Here is a 12,101-nt window from a genome sequence, read left to right as displayed (position 1 = left end):
CTGGACCCACCGCCCCAGTGTCAGGGCAGTCAGGACGCGGTCCGTCATACGGTCGCCCAATCAACGAAAAGGATGCGCATCATGCATAAGAAATTCATCGCTCTGATCATTGCGACCGCTGTTGCCATTACTGGTGTCTCGGCTTCTCAGGCGAAGGCGGCGGATGCCAAGGACATTCTGGGTGGCCTGGCGGCCATCGCGATCATCGGCGCGGGAGTTCATTATTATAACAAAGAAAAGCACAAAGACCGGGCGGCTCGTTATCAGGCATATAACCCGAAACCCTACAAGCCACAGCCCGTGCGCCCGTTGCCGCCGCGCGTGGCGCGGTACGATCTGCCGCAGCGCTGCCTGCGCAAGTATAACGGGTATTCACAGGACCATTTGTTGCTTGGTCCGAAGTGCCTGAAGAAGCACTACAAACATGTCCATAGCCTGCCGAAAGAGTGCAAGGTTGGTTTCTGGAACGGCAAAAAGGTTAAGCGGGCATATGAGCCTGCATGCCTGCGCAAGAAAGGATACCGCGTCGTTTATCAGTAACATCGGTCGAGCAGGAGCGGCGCCCATGAAGCGTCGTGTTAGAGAGGGTGGTTTGGGCCACCCTCTCTTTTTTCTTGCGGTGCTGCGTGAAACGCGGTTTTCCGATGGCATGACAAAGCCAGATTTCGAACTTGAGCAGGCGCTGCTGGAGCGGGGCCATATTCGTATCGCCGGAGTGGATGAGGTCGGGCGTGGCCCTTTGGCCGGGCCTGTTGTGGCTGCAGCCGTGATTCTGAACCCAAAGGATATTCCCGAGGGGTTGAATGACTCCAAGAAGCTGACCGCAAAACGTCGGGCCGCACTGGACGCAGAGATTCGCTCCAGCGCTGCATTTGCCATTGCCGAAGCGACCGTTGCCGAGATTGACGAGATTAACATCCTGAGGGCTTCGCATTTGGCGATGGTGCGCGCGGTTGAGGCACTGACACCTGCCCCTGATTTCCTGCTGATCGACGGCAACATGATTCCGCGTGGCATGAAAATCCCGTCGCAGGCCGTCGTGAAGGGGGATGCCCGTTCGGTGTCGATTGCAGCTGCTTCGATCCTTGCGAAAAACTGGCGGGATCAGGTGATGGTGGATTTGGCGCAACAGCATCCGGGTTATGGATGGGAAACCAACGCCGGTTATCCGTCAAAACAACACAAAGAGGCGCTGCAAAATCTTGGCGTGACCCCACACCATAGACGTTCGTTCAAGCCGGTGCACAATATCTTGTATCAAGAGTAAATCGTAAGGTGCTGATTCAAAAAAGAAATTGACGGCGAATCGTCTTTGACTCATCCTTGTCTCAACCAAATGAGCGCAAAAGCGCCGTGGATACTTGAGGCAGTGATATGACAACGACCACCAAAAAGGGCGCAAAAGCGCTCCCTTTAAACACGATTCTTTCCGGGGACTGCATCGAAGTGATGAACAGTCTGCCCGAGGCGTCGGTTGACCTGATTTTCGCGGATCCGCCCTATAATCTGCAGTTGAAAGGCCAGTTGCACCGCCCGGATAACTCTCAGGTGGATGCGGTTGATGATCACTGGGATCAGTTTTCCAGCTTTGGTGCCTATGACCAGTTCACGCGCGAATGGCTGAAGGCGGCACACCGTCTGCTGAAGCCCAATGGCGCGATCTGGGTTATTGGGTCTTATCACAACATCTTCCGCGTGGGCTCGGCCCTGCAGGACGCGGGGTACTGGATTTTGAACGACGTTGTATGGCGCAAGTCGAATCCCATGCCGAATTTCCGGGGCAAGCGCTTTACCAACGCGCATGAGACTATGATCTGGGCCAGCAAGCGCGAAGGTGCGAAATACACGTTCAACTATGAAGCTTTGAAAGCGCTGAACGAAGGCGTGCAAATGCGCAGCGACTGGGTGCTGCCGATCTGCACCGGGCATGAGCGTCTGAAGGACGAAAACGGCGACAAAGCGCATCCGACGCAAAAGCCGGAGTCGCTGCTGCACCGCGTGTTGATTGGCTCGACCAATCCGGGCGATGTGATTTTGGATCCGTTCTTTGGCACAGGTACAACCGGTGCAGTCGCCAAAATGCTGGGTCGCGAGTTCATCGGAATCGAGCGTGAGGAAAGCTATCGCAAAGTGGCCGAGAAACGCATCGCCAAGGTGCGCAAGTTCGATCGCGAAGCGCTGGAAGTCAGCGCCAGCAAACGCGCCGAACCGCGCGTACCCTTTGGCCAACTGGTCGAGCGTGGAATGCTGAGACCGGGCGAAGAACTCTATTCCATGAACCAGCGCCACAAGGCCAAAGTGCGCGCCGATGGCACGCTGGTCGGTCAAAACGTCAAAGGCTCGATCCATCAGGTTGGCGCACATCTGGAAAACGCTCCATCTTGCAACGGCTGGACATACTGGTGCTTCAAGCGTGATGGAAAAACGGTTCCGATCGACGTTCTGCGTCAGCAGATCCGGGCCGAGATGAACTGATTTCACGAACACCGCCGGTGCCTGTGGCCTGACACAAGGCACTAAGCCTTGCCCCGCCGATCCTACGGCGGGGTCTTTTGTTTTGGCATCAAGAGTGGTTGCATGACAGTGACCCTGACACTGCAAGAAAGATCACGGCCATGACCGAGACGACCGCGCAGCCCCGCCGCAGCCTGTTTTTTACACAGCCTGATACATATGATTTGGACAACAAGTATACCGAGGCGGCGTTAGAACGGCACAAGCGCGAAGGGTTGGAACTGGCCGTGCGTGCCCGTTGGGTGGCGATGGCGCTGACTGGGGTTCTTCTGATTTTCCTTAACCCGCAGTGGGAAGTGCTTTGGTATCACTTCATCCTGTTGCTGATCTGCGCCAACGGGTGGCTGATACGCCGTGCGGGTCGCGTTGGGCAGTCGCGGGTTGAGTTGCTGCTGATCTTTGTCGACCTGCTGATCATGACGCTTGGAATGATTGTGCCTAACCCGTTCAGCGAAGATGTTCGACCGTTGGCGATGCAATATCGGTTCGACAACTTCCAGTATTTTTTCATCATTTTGGCAGCTGGGACTTTGGCCTATTCTTGGCGGACGGTGATTGCCATCGGCTCCTGGACCGCGATGATGTGGACGGCGGGGTGGATCATTGCCTGGTGGGTGGCCACCCCCATTCCAGGTATCAGCGAAAAGGTTGCGACGGCCTTGCAAGGGTATCCGGATGTGGCGGAATTGCTAAATCCCAACAGCTTCATGGCCCCGCAGCGTATCCAGCAAGTCGTCGTTTTTATCATGGTTGCGGTGACATTGGGTGTCTCGATGCGGCGATTGAACCAGCTGTTGATGAGCAACGCCGGTTTGGAAAGGGAACGGGCCAACCTGTCGCGATATTTCTCTCCTAACGTGGTGGATGAACTCAGCCAGAACGACGAGCCGCTGAAACAGGTCCGTAAAGAGAATGTGGCAGTCTTGTTCATCGACATCGTGGGTTTCACCAAATACGCCGCCGGGCGTGATCCCTATGAGGTCATCGAGGTGCTGCGAGGTTTCCACGCCCGTATGGAGACCGAAGTGTTCCGGCACCATGGAACCCTGGACAAGTATCTGGGTGACGGCTTGATGGCGACTTTTGGTACGCCGGTGCCGACGCCCTTGGATGCGAGCAATGCCTTGGGCTGCGCGCGCGCGATGGTAAAAGTGATCGACCGCTGGAATCTGGATCGTCGGCGTGCCGGAGAACCTGAAATCCAAGTTGGGATTGGGGTGCACTATGGCTCGGTCGTTTTGGGGGATATTGGCGCCAACCGGCTGGAATTTGCAGTGATCGGTGATGCGGTTAATGTGGCTGCCAAGCTGGAGGCACTGACGCGCGAGTTTCAGGCAAACATAGTTGTCAGCGATGCTGTGCGGGAACGGGTAGCCGAAGAAAACCCCACTGTGCCAGGTGCGATGGAAGGCTTCACTGCACATCGCGATCAATCTGTCCGCGGGGTAGAGACGCCGATGAATATCTGGGTGATGAAGAACTGAAACCCTCCCGCCCATCAGAACAGCATCGAAGATGCCGTGCTGACAGTTGGGCCAGACAGCGCGCAGACGCGCGCTGCGGTCACGCTTTGGGCATCGGGTTCAAAGCCTTGTTGTAGGGGTGCCAGTCCTTAATCTCGGGGTAATAATGGCGTCGCCATTCCCGAACACGCGGGTTCATCACCCGCTTCCAAAGCGGAGGGATCATCGCTGCGACTGTCATCACCGGATAGCCATACGGCAATTGCGGGGCTGAGTCTGGTCTGTGATGTTGCAACAGCGGAAACCGGCGGTTGGGTTTGTAGTGATGGTCGGAATGGCGCTGCAGATTGATCAGCAACCAGTTTGATGCCTTATGCGCCGCATTCCAGGAATGACACGGCAAGACATGTTCGTACCGACCGTCGCCCAGATATTTTCGTGTCAGGCCGTAGTGTTCGACGTAGTTGACCAGCTCAAGCTGCCAGATCGCGACACCGGCTTGCAGCAGAAACAGGGCCAAACCAGCCCACCCTCCGATCAGCGCAGCCAGCGCCAGCATCGCGCCTTGCAGGGCCCAGTATCGCCAAAACGGGTTGGAACGATCCGTCCATGGCCGGTCTTTGCGGGCCAGCTTGTCGCGTTCGGCGTTGAAGGCTGACATCAGACATTGCCATAGAACGCGGGGATAAAAGCGGTGGAACCCTTCATTGTAACGGGCTGTCACCGGATCGCGTGGTGTGCCCACGTAACGGTGATGGACCAGCAGATGTTCGGACCGGAAATGAGAATACAGTACCATGGCCAAAAGGATATCCCCCAGCCATCGCTCGCCCCGACTTTTCTGGTGCATAAGCTCGTGACTGTAGTTGATCCCGATTGTACCGGACAGGACGCCCATACCGAAAAACAGGCCAATCTTTGCGGGCGTCGACAGATGGTTGGTGTGGGTTGCATACCAGATCAAACCAAACAGCGTCAGGAATTGAAGCGGCACCCAAAGCTTGGTCAGCAGGATGTACCAGCGCAACACATCATCAGATGTCTCCGGATCGGCGTTTTGCTCGTTCAGGCCGGTGATCCGGTCCAGAACCGCAAAAGCCCACCACGTTGAAAGTGGGATCAACAGGACCCACCAGCTTCCGGCAATTGCGGTGAACCAGATCAACGGGATCAACAGCAGGGACACCCAGAAAGGGGAGGCGGATTGCCAGCGGGACAATGTGCCTGTTGCGATCATTTTTTCTGCTCCGACGTTATGGGCCTAGCCTATCCGCGACCCGGCGGATTGCACAGCGGTCTTAACGTTCTCTCCACAGATCGTAGGCTTTGCGCATCACTGTCGGCAGGTCGCTGGGTTTGAAACTGTGCTTGTCTAGCATGGTTAGGTGTTCGGGCACGAATTGATCCTCTAGATCGACAGTCCAAACTCTGAGAATCAAATGGAAATGCGTAAAGGTATGGCGCACTTCTGCGGGCAGGATCGTCCACTCTGCCGGGAACGGGGCGCGTTCGGTTGGGGCATCGTTCCACTCTGATCCGGGCCAGCCTAGCATTCCGCCCAGCAGCCCCTTGTCCGGTCTGCGTTCCAGCACCATGGCCCCGTCTGCCTTACGCGCAATATAGACGTGGCCATAGCGGGTGGGCTTGGGTTTTTTCGGTGTCTTTCGGGGCAAGTCGATCATGGTACCCGCGATGCGGCCCTGACAGGGGTCACGCAACGGACATATGCCGCAGGCCGGAGATTTCGGCGTGCAGATCGTGGCCCCCAGATCCATAACCGCCTGAGCATAGTCACCGGGTCGCGTGGTCGGCGTCAGGGCCTCGGCTTTTTCTTTCAGCAAAGGTTTAGACCCTGGCAAAGGATCGTGGATGTCATAAAACCGGGCCATGACCCGTTCGACATTGCCATCCAGCACTGTTTCGGGCTGATCAAATGCAATGGCCGAGATCGCAGCGGCGGTATAAGGGCCAATGCCGGGAAGTTTCAGCAGCGCATCATGGGAATCAGGAAACTGGCCATCGTGGTCTTGCGCCAAAGCACGGGCGCATTTCAGCAGGTTACGGGCACGGGCATAATACCCAAGCCCAGCCCATTCCCCCATCACCTGTTCATCCGGCGCAGCGGCAAGCGCGTGAACCGTTGGCCAGCGGGTTGTGAAACGCAGGAAATAGTCCCGCACTGCCGCCACGGTGGTTTGCTGCAACATCACTTCGGACAGCCAGACCCGATAGGGGTCAGGGCGCACCCCTACGGCCCGATCCGCGGGGCTGACGCGCCATGGCATGTCGCGCGCGTGGCGGTCATACCATTCCAAAAGCGCGGCGCTGACGGTGAATTCAGGGGAATCACGCAAGTTTTATTCATCTCCTTGTCGGGTTTCGCTGGCACCCGATGGTCTGCCCATTACAATAGCGGTGTAGGAGTGGGAAACCAGATGCAACGCAGACGTTCCTCGACCCGCGGGTTCAAACGCACCGCGTCTTTGCTGAATGATCAGATCCGGCGCGCCGGTGAAAGCCGGGGCTTTGCTGTGTCGCGGTTGTTGACCCATTGGGCCGAGATTGTAGGTCAGGACACCGCTGCCATCGCGCGCCCGGTCAATGTGGGCTATGGTAAGGGCGGCTTTGGTGCGACCCTGACCGTGCTGACCACCGGCCCGCAGGCACCGATGCTGGAAATGCAGAAGGAACAACTGCGCGGTAAGGTCAACGCGGTTTACGGATACAACGCCATCAGCCGCATCCGCATCACCCAGACTGCTCCGACCGGTTTTGCCGAGGGGCAGGCCAGTTTCGACCACAAGCCGAAGCAGGCAAAACCCCAGATTGCTCCAGACGTTGCCGCCGAAGCCGACAAAGTGTCACGCGACGTGAATGATGAAGATTTGCGCGCAGCCCTTGAACGTCTCGCTTGCAACGTTTTATCCAAACAGAAACGCTGAGAAAGGGCCGAGAATGAGCCGTATTGCAACCGTAATCTGTGCGGCCGTCGCCGTAGCCGCTGGAGGCTATTGGCTGTCGCTGTCAAATTCCAATTCGTCCAACCTGTTGGTGAGCACTGCTGAGGCGCAGGAGGCTGAGATTGATACCTCGACCGTTATCGAAATGGTGCAGGGTGCCGAAGACGCACCGGTCGAGATCATCGAATATGCTTCTTTCACCTGCCCGCATTGTGCGAGTTTTCATCAGGGCGCGTACAAGCAGCTCAAGAAAGACTTTATCGATACCGGAAAGGTCAAGTTTACCTATCGTGAGGTTTATTTTGACCGCTACGGTCTGTGGGCGTCGATGGTCGCACGCTGCGCCGGACCCGAAAAGTTCTTTGGCCTCACCGACGTGATCTACGAGAAGCAGTCCGAGTGGACACGCGCGGGCGGTCCGGCTGAGATCGTTGACGAGCTGCGCAAGATCGGCCGTTTGGCCGGGATCGACGGCGATCAGCTGGAAGCATGTCTGCAAGACGGCACCAAGGCGCGTACACTGGCTGCGTGGTACCAGGAAAACGCTGAGCGTGACGGCATTCAAGCCACCCCGTCCTTCATCGTGAATGGCAAGAAGGTCGACAATCAATCCTACGCGGATTTCAAAAAGCTGATCGAAGCCGAGCTTGGCAGCTGATCTTTTGCCGGTCGGCTCCCGATGGGGTCGGCCGGATCTACTTAGGTGACGGGGCCGCGGTCAACAGCATCTTTTTGAACTTTTCGCCTTCCGGTATCTTAAGCCGGACCGGCAGCGTGATCACCTTACTTCGGAATGCAGGTGGCAGGCGCACGGCGTCTTTTTCTGTGGTCACCATCTGAGCACCCAGAGCGCGTGCGTCGTTTTCCAGCCGGGTCATCAAGGCCTGGGTTAGGGGCTGGTGATCGTCCAATGCTTCGGCCCGTATCAAATCGGCACCGATACGGCGCAGAGTTTGAAAGAACTTTTCTGGGTGTCCGATACCGGCAAAGGCCAGCGCCCGGGTTCCTGTCCAGTCCATACCGGTTTGCAGCGGTTCGATTGCCCCGGTGACATGAGGCACCGTCAGGTGGTCTTGCCATTGTTCAGCAAAGGTCCTTTGTGCGGTCTCGTCGCCAAGCGACAATACCAGATCGGCGCGTTTCAGGCCCACATCCACGGGTTCGCGCAAGGGACCGGCGGGCAGACACAAGCCGTTTCCAAACCCGCGCTGCGCGTCGACGACGATAACCGAGAAATCCTTGCTGACCGAAGGGTTTTGGAACCCGTCATCCAGAACAATCGCGGTCGCGCCTGCAGCCGCAGCCGCACGTGCGCCTGCAGCCCGGTCCTTGGCCACCCAAACCTCGCCGAACATTGCCAGCAGCAGCGGCTCATCTCCGACCTCGGCGGCTGTGTGTTTGGCCGGGTCGACCTGCACCGGGCCTTCCAAAGACCCCCCGTGCCCACGCGTGACGACATGCGGCTCGTGCCATGCGTTTCTTAGTTGTTCGAGCGTCCAAATCACCGTGGGAGTCTTACCGGAACCACCTGCATTTAGGTTGCCGATACAGATCACTGGTACCCCGGGCTGCGCACCAGTTTGCGAGGCGATCCGGCGGGCTGTTGCTGCCGCATAGAGGTGACCGAGCGGCGCCAGAAGGCGCGCCCTCAGATCCCGTTGCTGAGGGGAAGTGTTCCAGAAATCAGGTGCCCGCACGTTCTGCACTCCGCTGATCCAGAATATCCTGCACCATGTCGATCAGGGTGTCCGCCTGGGGTGCGCCTTCGGTTATCATCTTCCACCCCGCCAGCGCCATCCCGGCCGCAAGATCCGGTGCCAAAAGTTCGATAAGCGCATCCCCCAATTCAGTCGCTGTCTTGACCTGTTTCGCAGCGCCCGCCCGCTGCAGCTGAGAATACAGCGCGTCATGGCGGTGCACAAAGGGTCCGTGAATGATGGCTGACCCCAATGCAATAGACTCTGACGGATCACGCCCGCCAGCGCCACGTTCCAGAGAGCTGGCCATAAAGGTCACGGCTGAAACACGGTACCACAGCCCCAGGTTTTCTGGGTCAGCGGTCAGGATCACTTGGGTGCTGTCTTCGATTTCGTCGCCGTCGTCCCAATTGACGCAACGCAAATCCATGGTTTCAAGACGCCGCTTTAGCGGTCCTGCTTCCGTTTCGTCAGCGACATGCAGAACCAGCACTAGACGGTGCAGCATCCGAAGCACCTGCCGATGGGCCGTTAGAACCGAAATGAATTCTTTGTCTTGTACCCAAGCCGCCAGCCAAACCGGACGCCCTGCAAGGGTGTGGTTGGTTTCAATCAACTCGTCTTCGGGCCAGGGTCGCGGGTTTGGGCTGATACGCAGGGGTGGAGCCTCGTGGACCTTGGACGATTGAACACCAAGTCTGCGTATATGGCGTGCAGTCTCTGGCGATGCCGTCATGATTTCTTGAAAACAGTCAAAGGTTGCCCGGGTGATGTCCGGCAACCAACGTGCACTTCGCGGCAAGGAGACGCTGAATTCGGCATCGAATAATATCAGCGGGATGTCCTGATCACTTGCTCTGATTAAAATGTTGGGCTTCAGATCACCGCCGACCCAAAGACCCATTGTCGGATGCCAATGCTCCAGGAAACCACGCACAGCCCCGCTTTGGTCCTGAGGCAGGTTGGTCAGATGGAAATCGCAACCTGGCCAACTGTCCAGATCTGCGTCCGGTGGACCGGTCAGGACAAAGCTCAGTTCGGATCGAACCTGAAGCAAGCGTTGGCAAAAGTCGCTCACAGCGCGCAAGTGACCCGGCGTGGCGACTTGAATCCAGAGCAACTCACCTTCAGGACGAGGTAGGTCGATGCGCTGACCGACGGTGTTGCGCATTCCCCAGGACAGAACCCTGTAGGCCGCCAAGCTCAGGGATCCCGGCTTGCTCATGCCCCAATCCCGGGTCCGCTCAGATCCAGCCGCTTTGAAAGCTCTTCATGCAGCGCCGCGTTCGCTGCGATTACTCCGTTCAGCCGAGGAGTGGCGTTGTTGAACACCAAAGATTGCCCAGCCCGGTCGGTACACACACCACCGGCCTCTTGGATAATCAGATCACCGGCGGCAATGTCCCATTCCCAGCTTGGGCGCAAAGTCAGCATCGCGTCAAACCGCCCCTGTCCAACCAGAGCCATGCGATAGGCCAGAGACGGGCGATATGCGCGCCCGAAGTCAGGCACATGCCCGTCGCGCCAGTGCCGTGTATCGAGAGTCGGCTTAGCTGCCAGAACTTCCGATTGCTGCAAGTCGACACAGGCCGAGGTTTTGATTTCCTCACCATTCAGCGTTGCCCCCATTCCCCGGGCGGCAGCATAAAGCAAATTCCGCATCGGCAAATAGATGACAGCGGCCGTCACTTTGCCTTCATTGGCGACGGCGATCGAATGCGCCCATGTGCGCGCACCCTCGGCAAAGCTGCGCGTGCCGTCAATCGGATCGATGATGAAGGCGTTGCGGCGCTCCAGCCGCTCGGACGTGTCCTCGGACTCCTCGCTCAACCAGCCATACCCCGGTCGTGCGGCACGCAGCCGATCCCCAAGCATTGCGTTCACGGCCAAATCGGCCTCGGTCACTGGACCGGCGCCATCGGGTTTATCCCAGCGCTGCGCTTGCGTCCCGGAATATCGTGTGGCGATCTTGCCGGCCTCGAGTGCTGCGTCAATGAGCAGGGACAGGTCAGTTGCCGGCAAGTGTCATTCCTTCGATCAGCAACGAGGGGACCACGCGTGACAGATATGGACGGGCGTCATTCGCCGGAATAATCCGTCGTAACATGTCCCGCAAATTACCTGCGATAGTGCATTCATTGACCGGATGTTTGATCTCGCCGTTTTCCACCCAGAACCCAGAAGCCCCGCGTGAATAGTCACCGGTGTTGGGGTTGATCGTCGACCCGATCATGGATGTGACCAGCAAGCCGGTACCCATATCACGCACCAGATCAGCACGGCTTTTGTCGCCCTGCGTCAGGCTGAGGTTCCAGTTGCTGGGAGAAGGCGGGCCGGACACGCCACGCGCAGCGTTGCCTGTTGACACCATGTCCAGCTTGCGTGCGCTGGATAGATCCAGCGTCCACCCGGTGAGGACACCGTTTTCAACAATTGCCCTGCGTTGTGTCGGCAAACCCTCGGCATCAAAAGGGCGAGAGCCCGAGATGCGCGGGCGGCGCGGGTCTTCGATCAGCGACAAATGCGCGGGCAGAACCTCTTGCCCCAAGCAATCCTTGAGCCAAGACGCGCCGCGTGCGATCGCTGCACCATTGCTGGCAGCCAATAGATGGCCGATCAGTGAAGACGAGATGCGTTCATCAAACAACACAGGGAAACTGCCGGTTTCAGGCTTGCGCGCGCCCACCTGCTGCACGGCGCGTTCACCTGCGGTGCGCCCGATCTCAACCGCGCTGCGCAGGTCGGATTGAAACGTCCGACTGTCGCCGTCATATTCCCGTTCCATCCCGGTGCCTTCGCCCGAGATCGCAACGCAAGACACTGACCGGCTGCTGCGCTCATAGCCGCCGGAAAAGCCGTTTGTGGCGGCCAGATGCACGCGGTGGGTTCCATAGCTTGCGGCCGCATCTGAGACTTGAGTGACACCTGATACAGCCAATGCCGCAGCTTCGGCTGCCAGAGCGTCCTGCATCAGGGTTTCGGCGGATGGGGCCGGGGTCGGGTCAATGAGTTCCAGTGACTGCGCATCCCAGTTGCTCAGAAGCTGGTCGCGATCAGCCAGTCCAGAATATGGGTCTTCGGGGGCTTCCTTGGCCATGGCAACGGCGCGTTCCGCCATAGCGTGCAGGGTTTCCGGGCGGCTGTCGGAACTGGATACGATGGCAGACCGTTTACCCAGAAAGACCCGCAACCCCAAATCCGTGCCTTCCGAGCGTTCCGCGTGTTCCAGCGTGCCGCCCCGCACCTCGACCGCAACCGAGGAGCCGTCAAGCACGATGGCATCCGCCGCCTCTGCGCCTGCTTTGCGGGCCACATCAAGCAATTGCTGGCTGATTTCTTCTGGTGTGCGGGTCATAAGGCCTCCGGGTTTATTTCCAAGGACCTAGCCTTGGACTGCCCGTCTCACAAGACCCGTGACCGGATTGTGTGATGGGGATTTCGACAGACCCACCCCGGTTCAGAGATTC

12 protein-coding genes are annotated in these 12,101 nt (G+C 58.1%); 6 read left to right on the top strand and 6 right to left on the bottom strand.

Going from position 1 to position 12,101, the window contains the following annotated elements; all coding sequences use genetic code 11:
• Window positions 1-81 precede the first annotated feature (81 nt).
• The 4 genes from GOV89_RS17100 (at window position 82) to GOV89_RS17085 (ending at window position 3,998) form a co-directional block, all read left to right on the top strand.
• Window positions 82-540 carry a hypothetical protein gene (locus GOV89_RS17100; protein WP_171238702.1) on the top strand — a complete coding sequence of 153 codons (459 nt, stop codon included), beginning with the start codon at window positions 82-84 and terminating at the stop codon, window positions 538-540.
• A 109-nt stretch (window positions 541-649) separates the two neighbouring features.
• Window positions 650-1,267, top strand: a complete 618-nt coding sequence (locus tag GOV89_RS17095; protein WP_171238719.1) for a ribonuclease HII — start codon at window positions 650-652, stop codon at window positions 1,265-1,267.
• A gap of 107 nt (window positions 1,268-1,374) precedes the next feature.
• The gene (locus GOV89_RS17090) at window positions 1,375-2,475 is read left to right on the top strand and encodes a site-specific DNA-methyltransferase (protein WP_171188606.1); all 1,101 of its coding nucleotides are present in this window, start codon (window positions 1,375-1,377) and stop codon (window positions 2,473-2,475) included.
• A 140-nt stretch (window positions 2,476-2,615) separates the two neighbouring features.
• Window positions 2,616-3,998, top strand: coding sequence for an adenylate/guanylate cyclase domain-containing protein (locus tag GOV89_RS17085; RefSeq protein ID WP_171238701.1), 1,383 nt, complete (start codon window positions 2,616-2,618; stop codon window positions 3,996-3,998).
• A 79-nt stretch (window positions 3,999-4,077) separates the two neighbouring features.
• On the opposite strand, the gene GOV89_RS17080 is transcribed toward GOV89_RS17085, so the two are convergent.
• On the bottom strand, window positions 4,078-5,214 hold the full coding sequence (locus GOV89_RS17080; RefSeq protein WP_171238700.1) for an alkane 1-monooxygenase: 1,137 nt from the start codon (window positions 5,212-5,214) through the stop codon (window positions 4,078-4,080).
• Between the two features lie 61 nt (window positions 5,215-5,275).
• Window positions 5,276-6,331, bottom strand: a complete 1,056-nt coding sequence (gene mutY, locus GOV89_RS17075) for an A/G-specific adenine glycosylase (RefSeq protein ID WP_171238699.1) — start codon at window positions 6,329-6,331, stop codon at window positions 5,276-5,278.
• 81 nt (window positions 6,332-6,412) lie between these two features.
• On the opposite strand from mutY, the gene GOV89_RS17070 reads away from it, so the two are divergent.
• Together GOV89_RS17070 and GOV89_RS17065 are read left to right on the top strand one after the other, a co-directional pair.
• Window positions 6,413-6,919, top strand: coding sequence for a DUF721 domain-containing protein (locus GOV89_RS17070; protein ID WP_171188610.1), 507 nt, complete (start codon window positions 6,413-6,415; stop codon window positions 6,917-6,919).
• A 13-nt stretch (window positions 6,920-6,932) separates the two neighbouring features.
• Entirely contained in the window at window positions 6,933-7,595 is a 663-nt protein-coding gene (locus tag GOV89_RS17065) for a DsbA family protein (protein WP_171238698.1), read from the top strand.
• Window positions 7,596-7,632: 37 nt separating this feature from the next.
• Here GOV89_RS17065 and lpxK read toward each other — a convergent pair whose 3' ends face one another.
• The 4 genes from lpxK to GOV89_RS17045 are packed head-to-tail and all read right to left on the bottom strand — an operon-like array spanning window position 7,633 to window position 11,989.
• Window positions 7,633-8,634, bottom strand: coding sequence for a tetraacyldisaccharide 4'-kinase (gene lpxK, locus GOV89_RS17060; RefSeq protein ID WP_171238697.1), 1,002 nt, complete (start codon window positions 8,632-8,634; stop codon window positions 7,633-7,635).
• Complete coding sequence (locus tag GOV89_RS17055; RefSeq protein ID WP_171238696.1) at window positions 8,621-9,859, bottom strand: 3-deoxy-D-manno-octulosonic acid transferase; 1,239 nt, start codon at window positions 9,857-9,859, stop codon at window positions 8,621-8,623. The genes lpxK and GOV89_RS17055 overlap by 14 nt, the downstream gene beginning before the upstream one ends.
• Window positions 9,856-10,656: a 3'(2'),5'-bisphosphate nucleotidase CysQ gene (locus GOV89_RS17050; RefSeq protein ID WP_171238695.1), complete on the bottom strand. Its 801-nt coding sequence runs from the start codon at window positions 10,654-10,656 to the stop codon at window positions 9,856-9,858. Before GOV89_RS17050 ends, GOV89_RS17055 begins: the two co-directional genes overlap by 4 nt.
• Window positions 10,643-11,989, bottom strand: coding sequence for a TldD/PmbA family protein (locus GOV89_RS17045; protein WP_171238694.1), 1,347 nt, complete (start codon window positions 11,987-11,989; stop codon window positions 10,643-10,645). The genes GOV89_RS17050 and GOV89_RS17045 overlap by 14 nt, the downstream gene beginning before the upstream one ends.
• Window positions 11,990-12,101: the final 112 nt, after the last annotated feature.

It is taken from the genome of Ruegeria sp. HKCCA5763 (assembly GCF_013034545.1).
GTDB lineage: Bacteria > Pseudomonadota > Alphaproteobacteria > Rhodobacterales > Rhodobacteraceae > Ruegeria.
This window is presented reverse-complemented; position numbering and strand designations above follow the sequence as displayed.